Annotated in this window: 17 protein-coding genes and 1 tRNA gene; 4 read left to right on the top strand and 14 right to left on the bottom strand. The window is 56.1% G+C overall.

The annotated features are described in order from the left end of the window. Positions 1-2: 2 nt before the first annotated feature. The 4 genes from ERD84_RS15290 to ERD84_RS15275 all read right to left on the bottom strand — a co-directional run bounded on the left by ERD84_RS15290 (position 3) and on the right by ERD84_RS15275 (position 5087). A complete protein-coding gene (locus ERD84_RS15290) occupies positions 3-881 on the bottom strand; it encodes an ABC transporter permease (RefSeq protein WP_130040535.1) in 879 nt (292 codons plus the stop codon). Next, positions 878-1822 carry an ABC transporter permease gene (locus tag ERD84_RS15285; RefSeq protein ID WP_130040534.1) on the bottom strand — a complete coding sequence of 315 codons (945 nt, stop codon included), beginning with the start codon at positions 1820-1822 and terminating at the stop codon, positions 878-880. The genes ERD84_RS15290 and ERD84_RS15285 overlap by 4 nt, the downstream gene beginning before the upstream one ends. A gap of 92 nt (positions 1823-1914) precedes the next feature. Next, entirely contained in the window at positions 1915-3429 is a 1515-nt protein-coding gene (locus ERD84_RS15280; RefSeq protein ID WP_130040533.1) for an ABC transporter substrate-binding protein, read from the bottom strand. 29 nt (positions 3430-3458) lie between these two features. Further along, positions 3459-5087, bottom strand: a complete 1629-nt coding sequence (locus ERD84_RS15275) for a gamma-glutamyltransferase family protein (protein WP_130040532.1) — start codon at positions 5085-5087, stop codon at positions 3459-3461. Positions 5088-5189: 102 nt separating this feature from the next. Between ERD84_RS15275 and ERD84_RS15270 the strand changes: the two genes are divergently transcribed. Next, on the top strand, positions 5190-6071 hold the full coding sequence (locus ERD84_RS15270; RefSeq protein ID WP_130040531.1) for a LysR family transcriptional regulator: 882 nt from the start codon (positions 5190-5192) through the stop codon (positions 6069-6071). A gap of 29 nt (positions 6072-6100) precedes the next feature. Next, positions 6101-7381 carry an MFS transporter gene (locus ERD84_RS15265; protein ID WP_130040530.1) on the top strand — a complete coding sequence of 427 codons (1281 nt, stop codon included), beginning with the start codon at positions 6101-6103 and terminating at the stop codon, positions 7379-7381. Positions 7382-7425: 44 nt separating this feature from the next. Here the strand turns inward: ERD84_RS15265 and ERD84_RS15260 are convergent, their stop codons facing one another. The 10 genes from ERD84_RS15260 to ERD84_RS15215 form a co-directional block, all read right to left on the bottom strand. Beyond that, a complete protein-coding gene (locus ERD84_RS15260) occupies positions 7426-7767 on the bottom strand; it encodes a DUF4870 family protein (RefSeq protein ID WP_130040529.1) in 342 nt (113 codons plus the stop codon). 99 nt (positions 7768-7866) lie between these two features. Then, on the bottom strand, positions 7867-8958 hold the full coding sequence (gene ychF, locus ERD84_RS15255; protein WP_130040528.1) for a redox-regulated ATPase YchF: 1092 nt from the start codon (positions 8956-8958) through the stop codon (positions 7867-7869). A gap of 68 nt (positions 8959-9026) precedes the next feature. Further along, a complete protein-coding gene (locus tag ERD84_RS15250; protein ID WP_245150721.1) occupies positions 9027-9821 on the bottom strand; it encodes a CPBP family glutamic-type intramembrane protease in 795 nt (264 codons plus the stop codon). Beyond that, positions 9814-10410, bottom strand: a complete 597-nt coding sequence (gene pth, locus ERD84_RS15245; protein WP_130040527.1) for an aminoacyl-tRNA hydrolase — start codon at positions 10408-10410, stop codon at positions 9814-9816. Before pth ends, ERD84_RS15250 begins: the two co-directional genes overlap by 8 nt. Before the next feature lie 73 nt (positions 10411-10483). Further along, positions 10484-11110: a 50S ribosomal protein L25/general stress protein Ctc gene (locus ERD84_RS15240; protein WP_130040526.1), complete on the bottom strand. Its 627-nt coding sequence runs from the start codon at positions 11108-11110 to the stop codon at positions 10484-10486. Between the two features lie 125 nt (positions 11111-11235). Then, positions 11236-12186, bottom strand: a complete 951-nt coding sequence (locus ERD84_RS15235) for a ribose-phosphate pyrophosphokinase (protein ID WP_041682677.1) — start codon at positions 12184-12186, stop codon at positions 11236-11238. Between the two features lie 112 nt (positions 12187-12298). Continuing rightward, positions 12299-12375: transfer RNA gene (locus ERD84_RS15230), tRNA-Gln, on the bottom strand. Positions 12376-12377: 2 nt separating this feature from the next. Continuing rightward, positions 12378-13301: a 4-(cytidine 5'-diphospho)-2-C-methyl-D-erythritol kinase gene (gene ispE, locus ERD84_RS15225; RefSeq protein ID WP_130040525.1), complete on the bottom strand. Its 924-nt coding sequence runs from the start codon at positions 13299-13301 to the stop codon at positions 12378-12380. Positions 13302-13332: 31 nt separating this feature from the next. Further along, positions 13333-13917, bottom strand: a complete 585-nt coding sequence (locus ERD84_RS15220; protein WP_130040524.1) for an outer membrane lipoprotein LolB — start codon at positions 13915-13917, stop codon at positions 13333-13335. Then, the gene (locus ERD84_RS15215; protein ID WP_130040523.1) at positions 13914-15692 is read right to left on the bottom strand and encodes a tetratricopeptide repeat protein; all 1779 of its coding nucleotides are present in this window, start codon (positions 15690-15692) and stop codon (positions 13914-13916) included. The genes ERD84_RS15220 and ERD84_RS15215 overlap by 4 nt, the downstream gene beginning before the upstream one ends. Before the next feature lie 84 nt (positions 15693-15776). Between ERD84_RS15215 and mutM the strand changes: the two genes are divergently transcribed. Together mutM and ERD84_RS15205 are read left to right on the top strand one after the other, a co-directional pair. Next, complete coding sequence (gene mutM, locus ERD84_RS15210; protein ID WP_130040522.1) at positions 15777-16604, top strand: bifunctional DNA-formamidopyrimidine glycosylase/DNA-(apurinic or apyrimidinic site) lyase; 828 nt, start codon at positions 15777-15779, stop codon at positions 16602-16604. An 81-nt stretch (positions 16605-16685) separates the two neighbouring features. After that, a complete protein-coding gene (locus tag ERD84_RS15205; RefSeq protein ID WP_130040521.1) occupies positions 16686-17639 on the top strand; it encodes an MBL fold metallo-hydrolase in 954 nt (317 codons plus the stop codon). Positions 17640-17675 lie beyond the last annotated feature (36 nt).

The raw sequence follows: 17675 nt of genomic DNA, 5'->3' as shown, positions 1-17675 counted from the left end.
CGTTAATGACTCTGACGCGGATCCAGGGCGTCACGCAGACCGTCCCCCAGCAAATTGAATCCAAACACCACCAGGAAAATGGCCGAACCCGGGAAGATCGACATCCAGGGGGCCTGGCTCATGAAATTCTTGGCCGTATTGAGCATGGAACCCCAGGACGGATTTGGCGGCTGCAGGCCCAGGCCCAGGAACGACAGGCTGGCCTCGGCGATAATAGCGCTTGCAATCATGATGGTGGCCTGCACAATCAGGGCTGGCATGACATTAGGCAATATATGCCGCAAGATGATCCGCGTGTTCGACGCGCCTAGCGAGCGCGTGCTCTGCACGTAGTCTTCGTTCTTGATGGCCAGCACTTGGCCGCGCGCCAGGCGTATGAACAGGGGCGCAGCCGATACCCCAATGGCTATCATGGCATTGACCAGGCTGGGCCCAAGAAAGGCAGCCAGAGCAATCGCCAGGATCAGAAAGGGAATCGAAAGCAAGGCTTCGGTGGCACGAGAAATGCAGCCATCGACCAAACCGCCAAAATAGCCGGCCAGCAAGCCAAACGGCACGCCTACCGCCAAGGCAATCAACACCGAACACATGCCTGCCAGCAAGGACGCACGCGCACCGAACACCATGCGGCTGAAAATATCACGTCCCAGCTCATCAGTGCCCAGCCAGTGAGCCATGGAAGGTGCCTTGCGTATGGCGGTAAAGCTGACCTGAGCCGGATCATAGGCCGCAATCAGCGGAGCCAATATGGCCAATAACACAAACAGGAGCACAATCGCCGCCCCCAAAAGGGCAGAACGGCTGCGCCGGAACTTGGCCCAGGCGCGATTGCGGCGTTTTGCTGGCACAGTGGCCGACCCTTGAAGTGCGTGTGTCGTCATGCGTACCTCAAGCGTGGATTAATCAATGTGTACAGAATATCGGCCACAAGGGTCAGGACAATAAAGCCGATCGCAATGCACAGGACGACTCCCTGCACGACTGCGTAGTCACGATTGAAAACCGCATCAACCAGCAACTTGCCGAACCCCGGAATACCAAAGATCTGCTCGGTCAGGACCGCCCCAGCCAAGAGCTCGCCAAACAGTATGGTCACCAAGGTTACGATAGGCATCAGGGCGTTGCGCAAGGCATGACGCAGCACCACTATTTTTTCGGACGCGCCTTTGGCCCTGGCCGTGCGCACATAGTCTGCATTGAGCGCCTCCAGCATGGCGGAGCGGGTATGCCGCATCAGGTAGGCGCTGAGCGCCGTAGACAGCACCACGGCAGGCATCAGCATGGTTTTCACGGAAAGCCCGAAATTGGTACTGGGCGGCACATAACCCGAAGCAGGCAGCCACCCCAGCCACACCGAAACAATCATGATCAGAATGATACCCAGCCAGAAATTGGGAATCGACATGCCCGACAGCGCAAATAGGTTGGCGGCAAATTCGACACGCGTCCCCTTGCGCACCGCCGCCAGTATTCCGAGCGGAATACCCACCAGCAGGGCAAAGAACATGGCCATGACCGCCAGTTGGAACGTGACCGGCAGCTTCTGCGCAATCAGGGTGGTGACTGGAATATCGGTACGCAGCGAAATACCCAGATTACCCTTCGCCACTTCTTGCACCCAGGCAAAATATTGCTCGTGCAGGGGATCGTTGAGCCGGTATTTTTCTCGTAGAAAATTCAAGACAGCCGGATCGCGCTCTTCGCCGGCCATAGCCAGAACCGGATCGCCCGGCAGAATTTTCTGCAGGCCAAAAATAATGATGGAAACCAGTATCAGCGTGGGGACGGCAACAATGATACGGCGCAAAATAAGCTTGAACATGCGATGAAATTCCGCTGGCCCAGAAGCCCGTCGTGCATGCCGCAGCCAGGAGGCTACGACATGCAAGCAACACGGCCAGGGTTTATATCGGTTTAGCTGGCCGACAAAGTAACGCCACGCAAACGGATCATACCGTCGGGGAATGGTTCAAAGCCCTGGACTTTCTTGCTGGTGGCAAAGAACCAGGGTTGGTAATAGATATACATGCTGGGCATGTCTTCTTGCAGAATGGCTTGCGCCTGATCGTAGATCTCTTTGCGCTTAGCTTCGTCAGATACAGTACGCGCCTTGGTCAGCAGTTCGTCAACTTTTGGGTTGCAGTACTTGCTATCGTTCAAGGTGCCTTTGCAAGTCACAAACGAGAAAATATTGCCGTCAGGATCAACCCGGCCCGACCAACCGCGCATATCCATCTGGAAATTCCCCTTGGAAGACTCAGCCAACATGGCGGCGTATTCGGTGGGACGCAGGCTCAGCTGGATGCCCGCCTGAGCGGCCATGGCCTGTACGATTTCGGCTGTGGAAGCCTCAATGGTGTTATTGGCAAACGTAAGCTGGGCTTGCACTGTTTCCATGCCGGCTTCTTTCAGCAAAGCCTTGGCTTTGGCAATATCAGGCTTTACAACCGGGAATTTGTCGCTCAGGTAAGGGCTGGCCAGTGGAAAAGGTTGTTGTGCCGGCGGGAAAAGTCCGCCTCCGATGACCTCGCTGATAGCGCTGCGGTCTATGGTCAGCTGAAACGCCTGGCGCACGCGCTTATCGGCAAATGGGTTGTCTTTGGCACCTTCGCCATTGCTGACATTGAACATGAACTGGCGGAACCCCAGTCCGGTAACCGGCTTGAACACCAGGTTGGCATCTTCCTTGATTTGCGGAATATCGCTGGGATTGGCTCGTTCAAGAATATCAATGCCGCCGGAACGCAAATTGGACAAGCGTACGGTTGAGTCGGGGATGGGCAGGAAGACCACCTTGGAAAAGGCAAATTCCTTGGCATCGTAGTACTGGTCGAATTTTTCGAGAACAATGCGGTCATTCTGTACGCGCTTCACGAACTTGTATGGGCCCGAACATACCGGCTGACGCCCTACTGTGGATGTACTGTCGGCACCCGCGAAACTTTGCGGTGACAACATCATGCCGGCGCGGTCGGACAACTGTGCCAGCAAGGGCGCATCGGGCTGCTTGACCTTGATGACCAAGGTTGTAGCGTCGGGCGCCTCGACCGATGCAACCGATGCCAGCTCGCTCTTGCGCTGGCTTTCGGGCATGGTGATGGCCCGCTCAAGATTGGCCTTGGCCGCCTGCGCATCGAACTTGCTGCCGTCGTGAAACACGGCATCATCACGCAGTTTCATGGTCAGTACGGTATTGCTGTCGTCCCAGGACCAGGATTTGGCCAGCCTGGGCACAAACTGCAGCTTTTCGTTGATGTCGAGCAGCTTGTCGCACATAGAGGTGAACACAATGCGCGCAGCATAAGTACGCGAACGATGCGGATCGAGCGTATCGGGGTCGTCCTGCATGCCTATGCGCAGTTCTTGCGCCTGTGCGCCCGCCGCTACACCCAGCAACAGGGCTCCAAACAATACCGGTAATTTTTTCATTGTGTCTCCTTGGACTGATTTATTGATGTTTAAAATCCGACCGCCTGACCATCACGACGCGCATCGCTGGCTGCCACGTAACCATGTTCGTTATTGTTTTCGGACATACGCCATATGAATTGTCCGGCGCCAAAATCCATATAGGGGTCATTGACCGAATGCATCTGGTGTCCCAGTGACCTGAGGCCATCAACGACCTGGCCGTCCATATTGGGTTCGATATCGAGAGTGAAATCACGATTCACTTTCCAGCGTGGTGCGCAGCATGCTGCCTGAGGTTGCTGATCGTAATCGATCATGCGGATCAGGGTCTGCAAGTGCCCCTGAGGCTGCATATCGCCACCCATGACACCAAAGCTCATGACCGGCTTGCCCGCACGGGTCACAAATCCTGGAATAATCGTATGGAAAGGCCTTTTTCCGCCTTCGACCACATTGGGCGACACCGGGTCCATCGAAAAACCGACGCCACGATTCTGCAGGCTGATACCCGTATTCGGCACAACCACGCCCGAGCCAAAGCCCATGTAGTTGGATTGAATAAAGGAAATCATCATGCCGTTTTCGTCGGCGGCCGACAAATAAATAGTACCGCCGGCATGTGGCCGGCCAGCTTCATGCTGCACCGCCTGGTCCAGACGTATCAGCTTGGCGCGACTGTCCAGATAGTTGTCGTCCAGCATCTGCAGCGGCGTTACCGGCATGCTGCGGGGATCGGCCACATACTGGTAAACGTCGGCAAAGGCCAGCTTCATGGCCTCGATTTGTATATGCTGAGAACGGACCGAGTCGACCGGCACATTGCGCAAATCGAAGCGTTCGGCAATACCCAGTGCGATCAATGCGGCAATACCTTGCCCGTTCGGAGGGATCTCGTGCAAGGTGTAGCCGTGGTAATCCTTGGCGATGGGCTCAACCCACTCGGGCTGATAAGAACGCAAGTCATCAAGCGTGAGCGCGGCACCGTTTTCTGCGGCAAAAGCCGCTATTTTTTCAGCCAGCTCACCTTCGTAGAAATCACGGCCCTTGGACTGGGCTATGCGCTTGAGCGTATGGGCTGCACCGGCCAGCTTGAACTGCTCGCCAATAGCGGGGGCTCGGCCATCGGGCATGAAAGCCTGGGCAAAACCCGGCTGATCTTTCAGTTCATCGGCTGCTTTGGCCCATTTCCCGGCAACGACGGGCGGAACAGCATAACCACGCTCCGCAATCTCGATGGCCGGCTCGAACAAATCTTCGAACGGCAGTTTGCCGAATTTTTCATGCAAGCTCGCCCAGCCAGCCACCACACCTGGCACGGTGACTGTATCCCAGCCTCGTTTGGGCTGTTTGGCCAGGCCGTTGGAATCGGTCCCGTATTTCTTCTTGAAATACTCCACATTCCAGGCGGCCGGCGCTGTACCCGAGGAATTCAAACCATGTAATTTTTTGCCATCCCACAAGATGGCGAAGCAATCGCCGCCTATGCCACAGGAAACGGGCTCGACCAAAGTAATGGTAGCGGCCGCGGCAATGGCCGCATCAATCGCATTGCCGCCTTTGAGCATGATGCGTAATCCAGCCTGAGCTGCCAGCGGATGCGAGGTAGACACCACATTGCGCGCAAACAGAGGCGTGCGGATCGAAGGATAGGGATTGGCCCAATTAAAGTTTTTCATGACACGAACACCTGGAATACGAGTAAAAGCAAAGCCCTATAAGCTACTATCTTTCTTTCATTAGATCAATTTAATTTCTTAAACCATTAACAAGTTTTTCTTATGAGTTCAATTCGCTTCATGCGGACCTTTGTAGCCATTTCACGGCTGGGGTCTTTCTCGGAAGCCGCCGAAGCGGTGGGCTTGACGCAAGCAGCCGTCAGCCTGCAGATGCGCGCCCTGGAAGAAGAGTTCGGGCGCGTGCTGTTTGACCGCAGCGGTCGGCTTGCTTTGCTGAATGCTGCCGGCCAGGAACTACTACCCGAAATCAAGGCGCTACTGGATCATTACGACCGCATACGCCAACCCAAGCAGGCTGCCGGCCAGTTTGTCGGCCAACTCACCATCGGCGCCATCGTATCCAGCATGAGCATCCTGGCCAAAATCGTGTCCCAGCTCAAAAGCGAACACAAGGAACTGGGCATACGTCTGGTGTCTGGAAAATCCGCCGAACTGACACATAAAGTCGCTCGCGGAGAGCTCGACGCTGCTTTTGTGGTGGGTACCGGGAGGCGCTATCCAGGTACCCGGTGGACCATGCTTTACCAAGAACCCCTGCGCATCATGACGCACGTGTCGATACGCACCCGTCAGCCGCAAGATATCCTGATGCAACACCCATTTTTACGCTTTGACCGCAGCCAGCACACCGGCCGCCAGATTGATCGCGTATTGCAAAAAATGGGCATCATGCCCGAAGATTTTCTTGAATTGAACACGATAGAACAGTTGCTGGGTCTGGTACGTCGCCAAGTGGGCGTAACCATATTGCCGCTGCTCAAGACACAGCATGACGACGACCTGAACGACATCAGAATAATCCCCTTGCCCTCCTCTTTGGATGCACCCACGCGCGACATCGGAATGATCGAGCGGCGCGACAATCGTCAACAAGCTATTACGCAAGCGCTCTATGAACGATACGCAGCGGCCTTGCTCGGGTAGAATTGCACAATACGAACTGGAGACACCCCGTGACACGCACACGCATCGGCAACTGGTATTTTGGCTGGAATATCGTTGCGGTCGCCGCCACACTGACCATGCTGACCGTAGGTTTGCGCATGGGCATAGGCCCTTTCTTCCTGCCCATCACTGAAGATCTTGGCTTTAGCCGTAGCATGCTGGCGGGCATCGTTGCCATCGGCATGCTGTTTTATGGCCTGGCCATGCCTGTAGCAGGGCATCTGGTCGCCGTGCGCGGCACGCGCTTTGTGCTGCTCCTGGGCGTGGCACTGGTGCTGGGCGCTGCAGCATGGGCCGTCAGGGCCACCGGCCCCATCAGCTTCCTTCTGTCATTCGGTATCTTGCTCTCTATAGGCCTGGGCTTCGTCAGCCCGGTCACGCTTACACCAGTCCTTAGCCGCTGGTTCACCCGTCAACGGGGCATGGCCCTGTTTTTTCTGTCTACGGGTTCAATGGCCGGCATTGCCATCCTCACGCCAGTACTGAGCCTGATGATCGACGCGCTGCACTGGCGCACTACCCTACTGGGCTTCGCGTGCTTTCTCACCATCGTCACGGTGCCGCTGACCTTCCTGGTCATACGCGACGATGCCCCAGCCCAGACCGATCTGCTGCCCGATCAACCAAGCAAGTCATCTGCGCGCCCGGCCCGGACGCTACCGCCCACCGAAGCCTATGCCAAGCTGAAAGTCCACGACGCCGTACGTTCCGCTCCGTTCTGGAAAGTCGCCTTCGGTCTGTTTACCTGTGGCTACAGCATGAACTTGCTGGGTGCGCACGGAGTCCCCATGCTGGTGGACCATGGCTTTGATCACATGACAGGCGCATTCGGCATAGGTCTTATTGGGTTTTCCGCCATTTTTAGTACCCTGGTGCTCGGACGCCTGTCCGACATCATTCCACGCAAGAACATACTGGCCACCATCTACCTGATACGCGGGCTGGGCTTTTTTGCCCTGGTCATGGTGGGCACCCAGTGGGAACTGTATTTGGCCGCCACGGTGGGTGGTATTGTCTGGGCCGGCAGCGTGGCGTTATCGTCAGCCATTCTGGCCGATATCTATGGCGTGCGGCTAGTAGGCATACTGTACGGCTGGACGTATCTCGGCCACCAGATAGGCGGCACCATCAGCTCGTGGCTGGGCGGATGGGGTTATGAAACCTTCGGCACCCACTGGGTTTCATTTGGCAGCGCCGGGGTATTGTTGCTGATAGCCAGTGCCGTATCGGTCAAGCTACCATTGCAGGGCTTCACACTGGCCACTCCGGCGGCAGCAGGCGGGCGCTAAACAGGCGGCGGGCAAGCAGCCAATACCCGCCTGAATCGGCGCCCTTACGCGTACATGGGCTTGTTATCGTTCAGATTCAGCCAGCCTTTGACCAGACGGTAAATTAACCACACCGCATTCGCCACCAATACAAACCAGCCTATAAAAACAAATAGCAGCACTGCGCCTATTACCCCCCACAGCACGCCATACCAGAAAGTCCGTATCTGCCAGCGAAAATGACTTTCAAGGAAAGTACCGCGCACCTCGTCCTGCTTCAGATAATTGATGACGATGGCCGCGATGGCTGTGATCGCCAGAAAGAACGACGCAGCATACAGCGCATAAATAATGGTAGTCAGCGTTTTTTGAGATTTAAGATCAGGAGTGACGTCGACTTCGTTCATATTCTTTCCTTTGGCCATGGACTCAAAAAATGGGGTATTGCATACGTGAATACCCCATTAATACGACTTGATTAACCCGACTCCAGTTTTAGATTGGGCTTACACATTAAACAAAAAGTTCAGCACATCTCCGTCTTTCACCACGTACTCTTTACCCTCGGCCCGCATCTTGCCGGCTTCCTTGGCGCCTTGCTCTCCCTTGCAGGCAATGAAGTCATCAAAGGCAATAGTTTGAGCACGGATGAAGCCGCGCTCGAAATCGGTGTGAATGACGCCTGCCGCCCTGGGAGCGGTGTCGCCAATCAGGATGGTCCAGGCACGCACCTCTTTGACGCCCGCGGTGAAATAGGTTTGCAGGCCCAGCAAACTATAAGCAGCCCGGATCACACGGTTCAAGCCGGGCTCATCCATGCCCATATCGGCCAGGAAAACGCTTTTATCTTCGTCATCGAGTTCGGCAATTTCGGCTTCGACGGCGGCGCATACAGCCACAACCGGGGCATTCTCGGCCTCGGCGTATTTTTGGACTGCAGCCAAGTGCTCGTTGTTTTCGAAGCCGTCTTCCTTGACATTGGCGACATACATGCAGCGCTTGGCAGTGATAAAGCAAAAGGGCTTGATAAGCGCCAGGTCGTCGTCATCGAGGCCCAGTGAGCGCACCGGGCGTGCCTCGTTCAGCACAGGAATGATTTTTTCGAGTAAAGCCACCATCTTGATGGCGTCTTTGTCACCGGCCCGGGCGGTTTTCTGGTTGCGCTGCAGCGCCTTTTCGGCCGAGGCCAGGTCGGCCAGGGCCAGTTCGGTATTGATGACCTCAATGTCAGAAATCGGATCGATACGGCCGGCAACGTGAATGACATTCTCATCTTCAAAGCAGCGCACCACGTGCACGATGGCGTCGGTTTCGCGAATATTGGCCAGAAACTGATTGCCCAGGCCCTCACCCTTGGAAGCACCTGCCACCAGCCCAGCAATATCAACGAACTCGACCACGGCCGGCAATATCCGCTCGGGCTTGACGATGTCGGCTAGTGCAGCCAGGCGCACATCAGGGACTTCGACCACACCTACATTAGGCTCGATGGTGCAAAAGGGGTAATTTTCGGCAGCGATGCCGGCCTTGGTCACCGCATTGAAAAGGGTTGATTTTCCGACGTTGGGTAAACCAACAATGCCACATTGCAAAGCCATGAGTGTCCTGATATGTAAAGATAAATTCGAGAAGATGCTTATTGTAGGCGATGAATGCCAATATCAATCTACAAGGCACCTGCCATGTCGGGCGCCCACTGGATCACCAGCCAGACCACCAGCAAGGGCCCACCATTGAACATGCCATGCAACAGCATGGATGCACCTATTCCACGCTTGACACGCAACCATCCCAGTACCAAGCCCGTAAGCCACTGTGGCAACACCAGCAGCGGGAACAACCACCATGGCGTGCCAGCCTGCAGCGTAAAGTTATATAGATGGACTGCGGCAAACAGTAAAGACGCCGCATGAAAGACCCACGGAAATAACCGGCGATAGCCCAGGCGATAACGCCAGGGGATGGGCTTGCGTGCGTACGGAATATTGGCCAGATAAGGCATCCAGCAAACCAACAGAATTCCGGCCAGCAGCAAAATACCGCTCCATGTGGCACCCATAAGCATGGCCGCCACAGCGGCTGGTACCAGCCACCATATCGCGCCGACCCGCCGCAGGCCGTAGCGAAAGACCAATTCTTCTACGATAGGAGCCCAAACCAAAGCCGCCATCCATGGGATATTGTGGATATTCAAACGGTGCGTGGCGCCTCCGGCTGTCGCGGCAGCCACGGCAATAGGCCCCAGGAACACCAAATTGACGGACCACAGGAAAAAAGCCCACTTCAGCAAGCGCCCCACCGACAAGGCCGGGAACCAATCTTCCCACCAACCGCTGCCGGCATGGCGGCCAGGCAAACGTGGCCCCAGACGGGGATGCACGACAAAGTGGAAAAAATCGCGCAGCTCATCGCGAAAGCACGCGGCAGGTGTGCGACCCAGACCCGCACCACGCTCAGACACGATTAGCCTCGTGCAGCTGGTTCGTTGCCTGCGCGAACTCACCACGAAGCAATGCGGGGGTAATGGCCCGGCAACGATCTATGACGCCTTCGATTTGTGTCAACTCTTCGCGGCGCGGAGGATTCAAGACGAAGGCAGCCACTTGTTGCGCCAACCCCAGTGTGCGCGGATGGCCGATACCTATACGCAAGCGCCAGAAATCCGGACTGGACAATGCACTCTGGATATCTCTTAAACCATTATGGCCGGCATGTCCGCCCGCGCGCTTGAGCTTGACCTGGCCCGGCAATAGATCGAGCTCGTCATGCAACACCAGCACCTGCTCGGGCACTAACTTGTAAAAGCGTAATAAAGCGCCCGCAGCCTGCCCCGACCGATTCATGAAAGTAGCGGGTTTGGCAATGATAACGGCCTCACCTTCGTAGCGGCCTTTCGCCACCCATGCCGAGAAGGCTTTTTCCAGGGTGAAGCTGGTTTTAAGATCGTCGGCCAGATGATCGGCAAGCCAGAAACCCGCATTGTGACGGGTGGCTTCGTATTCCGGGCCTGGATTACCCAGCCCTATGATCAGGCGTACAGGAAGAGTCATGATCAGAGTCTACACAAGAAAAACCCCCGCCGGCACAAAGCCAGGCAGGGGTTGTAAGGCTTTAAGGACAAGCTTATTCAGCAGCTTCCTGAGTACCTTCGGCATCGTCACCACCGGCTTCTGCCGCCGTGTCGCCACCACGCTTGGCCAAGGCTGCTGCCAGGACCAGATCGCTTTCAGCGCCGTGTACAGTGTGGGTCACGCCTTGTGGCAGAGTGATGTCTGACAGGTAGACGTTGCCGCCGCTGTCCAATTCACCCAGGTCAACTTCAATAGCTTGTGGCAGATCAGCTGGCAAGCAGGTGACTTCGAGCTCGGTCATGACATGGCTGATGATCTGGCCACTGATCTTGACGGCGGGCGAAGCATCACCGTTGATGAAGTGCAGGGGCACCTTGGTGGTAATGGTTTGCTTGGCATCGACGCGCTGGAAGTCGACGTGCAGAACTTGCGGCTTGTAGGGGTGCCATTGAACGGCACGCAGCAATACTTGCTGGCCCTTGCCATCAAGTTGCATGTCGAGAATGGATGCGTGGAAAGCTTCTTTGCGCAGCGCGTGGAAGATTTCGTTGTGGTCGAGCTCAATGCTTAGGGGATCGGCAGTACCACCGTAAACAATGGCGGGAACACGGCCAGCGTGGCGCAGGCGGCGGCTCGCACTCGTACCCTTATCGCTACGCGTAGTGGCGTTGAATTTCATGGAAGACTCCAATTACATTTGAACCTGCGCTGCTTATGAAGTGACGCAGGCCCTGTTGGTAAACGCAGCGCTAAATTGCGCCGCGAACGGCTGTTGTCTGCCGCGACCAGCAGACAACAAAAAGATTAATCGACGAACAAAGAACTGACCGACTCGGCGTTCGAAATACGCAGCATGGTTTCGCCCAATAGCGAAGCACAGGAAAGCTGACGTATTTTCTTGCACTCGCGCGCAGATTCGGACAAGGGAATCGTATCGGTCACGACCAGCTCATCGAGTTCGGATTCCAAAATACGTTGCACTGCCCCACCGGACAATACCGGATGTGTGCAATAGGCATAAACCGAGGTGGCCCCACGCTCTTTGAGCGCCTGAGCCGCCTTGCATAGCGTTCCGGCAGTATCGACCATGTCGTCCATGATGATACAAGTGCGGCCATCGACTTCGCCGATGATGTTCATGACCTCAGACACATTGGCGCGCGGACGGCGCTTATCGATAATGGCCAGGTCAGCTTCCAGCTGCTTGGCCAGCGCACGAGCCCGCACTACACCACCGATATCGGGCGACACCACAACCAGGTTCTGGTGGTTGCGGCGCCAGATATCGCCCAACAAGATGGGGCCGGCGTAGATGTTATCAACGGGAATGTCGAAAAAGCCCTGGATCTGGTCGGCGTGCAAGTCCATGGTCATGACACGATCAACGCCAACCACCTGCAGCATATTGGCCACAACCTTGGCCGATATGGATACGCGCGCAGAACGCGGACGGCGATCTTGGCGGGCATAACCAAAATAAGGAATGGCAGCGGTAATCTTACCTGCCGACGCACGGCGCAGCGCATCGACCATCACCATGATTTCCATGAGATTATCGTTGGTGGGCGCACAAGTGGGCTGCAGGACGAAAACGTCTTTACCACGAACATTTTCGTTGATTTCCACCATGACTTCGCCATCGGAAAAACGGCCAACGGTCATTTTTCCGAGCGACATATCTAGGTGATTTGCAACATCGACCGCTAAACGTGTGTTAGCTGTGCCGGTAAAAATCATGAATCTGTCGTGTGCCATGGCGGAGGTAGAATTGCGTAGCGTTAAACAAAAAAACTGTTGACCAGCACCGCCGTTAGGGGCCGACTCAACAGCTTTACGTTAACTGCACAAGCCTTGCGGCCTGAAAAAGTGGCTGGGGAAGAAGGATTCGAACCTTCGCATGCTGGAATCAAAATCCAGTGCCTTAACCAGCTTGGCGATTCCCCAATTCAACTGCTTATCCAGTGTAGAAGCGGATGTTCAATCAAACCGGGGCAAGCCCAGGCGCCTTGAACAAACGCATCATCGTTTTCACGAGACATTTTACTGATAATTTGCTGCCTGGCTAGCTGCGCCTCTTGTAAAGTTACAAACTCAACAAAAACACATGCACCAGAGCCGCTCATTCTTGCGCTGTACCCTTGCCTCGATAGACATTTGACTGCCTGCTCAACCAAAGGATGCCGCGTAAAAACAACTGACTCAAGATCATTGCTGCCAAATAAGCCGTTCTTAAAAAGCCCGTTATTTGGTGCGTTGATTTTTTGCCAATCAGCAAAGACCGATATTTTGACGCAAGCTGTATTTCTTGTCAAATCAGGTGCTGAAAAAACATCAGCTGTCGACACATGCTGCGGCGGCTGTACAACAAGATAGGCGCGCTCCGGCAGATCGACCGGCGACAGGATATCACCGATTCCCTGTGCGAAGGCTGGGCGTCCGTAAATGAATACAGGCACATCAGCGCCCAACGGCCGCGCCAGGGCCATTAGCTCGGCCCGACTCAAATGAGTCTGCCAGAGCCTGTTCAAGGCAATAAGCGTAGAGGCCGCATCACTGGAACCGCCTCCAAGCCCGCCGCCCGCAGGTATGCGCTTTTCGTAGCGAATCTGGGCGCCCTGTGTCGTACCGGTTGCCTTCTGCAGCGCACGTGCCGCACGCAAGACCAGATCATCCTCTACCTTCAGCCCTGGCAAACCTGCCCCGGCATCGCGCTCAATCTTGCCATCGTGGCGCAAGTCAAAGCTCAGGCTGTCGCACAAATCAATGAAGCGGAATACTGTTTCCAGTGTGTGGTAGCCATCATTGCGACGGCCCGTGACATGCAGAAAAAGATTGATCTTGGCCGGAGCCGGCACATCATACAAAGCCACTGACGTTATCCTTTACGCATGGTCAGCGATGCTATTGACTGTCGATGACCAGCCGCAAACTGATATTGCGATTGCTGTCGTTTCGATTCAATTGCAGGAGTCGCGGTCCCTGGCTATCGTAGCGCGACAGCTGTACCCGCCAGCCACTCTGACGGAACTCCGTAATTTGGCCCGCCTCATTTTTTTGCACTTCTTCGGCGCGATCGAGACCTGTTTCGCCACGCAACCAATCGCGCAGGCCTGCAACCGGCATGGGACTGCCCAGTACAAGTTCAACCAGCGCATCGGGATGCTCCGCCCGCTCTTGCTCGCCATTGCTGCGCGTCATGACCGCTTTGCCGGGCGTGACCTCGACACGAGCCAAGATACTGCCCAGCGGATTGGCAAGATCCAGTATCAGCATGCGCCCATCGTCGTGCCATGCAAAGCCGCCCTGAACCGCATCGCGCTGGCCGCCAAAGTTCTGCACATTGAGAGCAAACCGCCCCGTACGATCAAAGGCTTCGGTGTCGCTACCCATACCAATGCGCTGGGGTGTTGCGCAAGCCGTCAGCAATAACGCCAGGAGCCCGGCGCACCACCACGCACGACTACGCTTCAGCCACATAAACATCATTTCAAGGAGACTCCCAATCGTTCCAGGGTTTTAAGCAGTGTTTCGTTATCGGGCTCACGCTCCAGGCCTTCTTTCCAGAGATCCCTGGCCTCGGCCCTACGCTGGCTGACCCACAATACCTCACCCAGATGTGCTGCCACATCGGCTGACGGCAGTTGCCGGTAGGAGCGCTTGAGATACTCGATGGCGGCCTCGTAGTCGCCCACGCGGAACAAATACCAGCCTACGCTATCCAGAATATAGGGGTTATCAGGATCGAGATCGAGGGCACGTTCGAGCAAGTCTTCAGCTTCGTCCAGCAGACGGTTCTGGTCGGCATAGGTATAACCCAGGGCGTTATACGCATTGGCGTTGTCGGGATCAATCTCGATCACCTTTTTCATCAGGGTCTCAAACCCCTCGATATTGCCCTGGCGCTCTTGCAGCATGGCCAGGTCGTACTTGATCTCGGCTGAACCGGGAATGGCCTGGTCGGCTTTCGTCAAAACGTCGACGGCCGCATCCGTACGCCCCGCCTCTCGGTAAATCGATGCCAGCGTCAAGGCCGCAACCGTCCGTTCGTGGTCATCTTGCGGCTTGAGCGCATCAATGGTTGCTTTCGCTTTGGTCAGGTCTCCCTGACGAGCTTGCAGGACAGCTTTATGCACCTCAGCCTGATACCGCAGTGAGGAGTCATCGATCAGATCCAGTTGCGCAATGGCATCGTCCAGTCGATTTTCCTTCTCGGCAATCTGAACCAGCAGCAGGCGCGCATCGGAGGCATCTGCTATGGCACTGCTGGCCTTGTCGTTGATCGCCTGTCTGCGCTGGGTCTGCACATTGATGTAATCATTCAGCAGGCCTTTGGCGACGTCGAGCTTGCCCGCACGAATATTGACTTCGGCTTCGGTATACAGCAAATCGAAATCTTCGGGGGCATGCCGGCGCATGGCGGCTACCTGGTCCAGCGCCACCTGGTATTCACGCCGCTCGACCAAACGATTGACCAGCATCAGCTGCAGACGGCGGCGATCGGGATGCTTGGCCAGATAGGATCGGGTCTGGCGGATGGCCTTGTCGGAATCCACCTTCAGACCATACTCAAGCACGCGTTGGGCAGCGTCTTCGGAATCAGGTTCCAGGGCCTGGGCTTTTTGCGCTTCGCTCAATGCCCGCCCCGCATCGAGCGCCGCCCAGGCCGCATCGGCCAGTGCCAGGTGCGCAACAGCCAGCTCCTGGGCTGATTCGGGCAGCGCCTGCTCCATGACCTCGAACGCCAGACGCTTGTCAGCCATCTTGCTGACGATAGCGGCTGCCTGGCCTACCGCTTGCTCTTTGTTGTCGGCCTTCTCGATACGAGCCTTGAGCGTCGATGCCAGACCCGCTGTCTGGCCATTGGAGGCCGACAATGCCAGCGACGAAGCAACGGCCTCGGGGTCTTGCGGCGAAAGCACAGCCCATAGGCGCGCAGAAGCCAGTGCCCGCGACAAATCACGTGCGACCATGGAAAACTGGAAAGCACGCTTGGCCAAACGCGGATCAAACGTGTCGCGTGCCAGGTCCAGCATCGTCTGGCTGGCCATATCGTAGTCGCCGCGAGTGGCCGATAATTCAGCCGCCACTACTCTGTACAGGATATCGGCAGTAAGCTTGACGCTTGGAAGTTCGCCCGCCTGCAAACGGATACGCTCAGCCTGCTGGTACTCAAGATCGTCTGTAACTGCCTGCGCAGGCACAGACCAGGATGCACTAAGCGAAGCAACTACCGCCAACAGCAAAGGAATGGAGAGTTTCATTCAGGAGAACCAGCGCCGCTGCGCCCGCAAGAAGCGTCAGATGGCAAAATTACACAATCAGATTTAGGATGTTATCACCCCCTTATGCCTGAGCTACCAGAAGTCGAAACCACGCGTCGCGGAATTGCGACGATTATGACCGGCAAAGTGCTGCAAAACTTTGTCGTTTACGAATCGCGCATGCGCTGGCCCATACCGGATGATCTGGCCACCACCATTGCCGGACGCAGGGTGCTGTCCTGCGGACGCCGTGGTAAATACCTGCTGATCAATTTCGAGCACGGAACGCAAATCGTCCATCTGGGCATGTCAGGATCCTTGCGCCGTGTGCCCGTCCACGAAACGCGACGCAAGCACGATCATGCCGAGTGGATATTTGAAGAGGCTCGCTTTTTGCTGCATGACCCTCGCCGTTTCGGCGCGGTGCTTTGGCACGACGCTGCCCGAGGCCCTGTTGACAAGCACCCTCTGCTCGCCAAGCTGGGCATAGAACCCTTCGACACGCAATTCACGCCCGACTATCTATACCAACGGTTGCGCGGCAGAACCCAGGCCATCAAGCAAACCTTGCTGGCCGGCGACATCGTAGTAGGCGTCGGCAACATCTATGCCTCGGAATCCCTGTTTCTCGCACGCATCAATCCACGCACAGCGGCAGGCAGCCTGTCGCGTGCCCGTTGCCAGACATTGACGCAAGCTATACAAGACACTTTGCACAATGCGCTTGAATCGGGCGGCAGCACCCTGCGGGACTATGTCAATGCGACGGGCGAGCCCGGCGCCTATTTTGCCTTGCATTCGGCCGTATACGAAAAATCAGGCCAACCCTGCCTGCTGTGCGCCACGCCTATAAAACGCATCATCCAGGGACAGCGCGCTACCTACTACTGCCCCAAGTGCCAGCGCCGCTAGCTATAATTTGTTTATATCGAACACATTGCATATAAACAAACAATCTTCTATATTTATAAACTACAACGGAGACTACGCCCCATGAGCAAACAATTCGCATCCCACGCCGACCTCGACGACAAGGTCGTTTCCTTTGAAAAACTGTCAGACAACGCCTATGCCTATACGGCCGAGGGCGACCCCAATACCGGCATCATCATCGGCGACGAGGCTGTCATGGTCATCGATACCCAGGCCACACCGGTCATGGCACAAGATGTCATTCACCGCGTCAAAGAAGTCACCGACAAGCCCATCAAATACATTCTGCTTTCGCACTATCACGCCGTGCGCGTACTGGGCGCCTCGGCCTATAACGCCCAGGAAATCATCGCCAGCCGCGACACCTACGACCTGATCGTCGAACGCGGCGAACAAGACAAGGCCAGCGAAATCGGGCGCTTCCCCCGGCTTTTCCGCAACGTAGAGTCGGTTCCTCCCGGTCTGACCTGGCCCACCATCACTTTCGACGGCGAAATGACGGTCAATCTAGGCAACCTCGAGGTCCAGATCATGCAAGTGGGTCGCGGTCACACCAAAGGCGACACCATTGCCTGGCTGCCTGAACAGCGTATTTTGTTTGCAGGCGATCTGGTCGAGTATCAGTCCACCCCTTATGCAGGCGACTGCTACTTCCGCGAATGGCCTCACACTCTGGACACGCTGGCCGAGTTCAGCGCCGAGAAAATGGTGCCCGGACGCGGCCCCGCCCTGAAGTCTGCTGACGAAGTCCGCAAAGGCCTGGCTGGCACACGTGCATTCCTGACCGACTTGTATACCTGCGTCAATAACGGCGTGGCCGAAGGCAAAGACCTGAAAGCCATTTACCGTGAAACCTACGACTTCATGAAACCACGTTACGCGGACTGGGTCATATTCGACCACTGCATGCCATTCGATGTATCACGCGCCTACGACGAAGCCACCGGCTACGAGGATCCTCGCATCTGGACGGCAGAGCGCGACATCGACATGTGGAAGCAGCTCGAAGGCTAACACCTCTTCTGCCTTAAGCATGGAATATCAAGCGTT

Source organism: Pollutimonas harenae, assembly GCF_004153685.1.
Lineage (GTDB): Bacteria > Pseudomonadota > Gammaproteobacteria > Burkholderiales > Burkholderiaceae_B > Pusillimonas_C > Pusillimonas_C harenae.
This window is presented reverse-complemented; position numbering and strand designations above follow the sequence as displayed.

Excerpts from the sequence above, each read along its gene's own strand:
- ERD84_RS15205 (WP_130040521.1), top strand. The coding sequence starts at position 16,686 with ATGAGCAAACAATTCGCATCCCACGCCGACCTCGACGACAAGGTCGTT.
- ERD84_RS15240 (WP_130040526.1), bottom strand. The coding sequence starts at position 11,110 with ATGAAATTCAACGCCACTACGCGTAGCGATAAGGGTACGAGTGCGAGC.
- ERD84_RS15290 (WP_130040535.1), bottom strand. The coding sequence starts at position 881 with ATGACGACACACGCACTTCAAGGGTCGGCCACTGTGCCAGCAAAACGC.
- ERD84_RS15280 (WP_130040533.1), bottom strand. The coding sequence starts at position 3,429 with ATGAAAAAATTACCGGTATTGTTTGGAGCCCTGTTGCTGGGTGTAGCG.
- ERD84_RS15270 (WP_130040531.1), top strand. The coding sequence starts at position 5,190 with ATGAGTTCAATTCGCTTCATGCGGACCTTTGTAGCCATTTCACGGCTG.
- ERD84_RS15285 (WP_130040534.1), bottom strand. The coding sequence starts at position 1,822 with ATGTTCAAGCTTATTTTGCGCCGTATCATTGTTGCCGTCCCCACGCTG.
- ERD84_RS15275 (WP_130040532.1), bottom strand. The coding sequence starts at position 5,087 with ATGAAAAACTTTAATTGGGCCAATCCCTATCCTTCGATCCGCACGCCT.
- ERD84_RS15215 (WP_130040523.1), bottom strand. The coding sequence starts at position 15,692 with ATGAAACTCTCCATTCCTTTGCTGTTGGCGGTAGTTGCTTCGCTTAGT.
- ERD84_RS15260 (WP_130040529.1), bottom strand. The coding sequence starts at position 7,767 with ATGAACGAAGTCGACGTCACTCCTGATCTTAAATCTCAAAAAACGCTG.
- ychF (WP_130040528.1), bottom strand. The coding sequence starts at position 8,958 with ATGGCTTTGCAATGTGGCATTGTTGGTTTACCCAACGTCGGAAAATCA.
- ERD84_RS15220 (WP_130040524.1), bottom strand. The coding sequence starts at position 13,917 with ATGATGTTTATGTGGCTGAAGCGTAGTCGTGCGTGGTGGTGCGCCGGG.
- ERD84_RS15235 (WP_041682677.1), bottom strand. The coding sequence starts at position 12,186 with ATGGCACACGACAGATTCATGATTTTTACCGGCACAGCTAACACACGT.
- pth (WP_130040527.1), bottom strand. The coding sequence starts at position 10,410 with ATGACTCTTCCTGTACGCCTGATCATAGGGCTGGGTAATCCAGGCCCG.
- mutM (WP_130040522.1), top strand. The coding sequence starts at position 15,777 with ATGCCTGAGCTACCAGAAGTCGAAACCACGCGTCGCGGAATTGCGACG.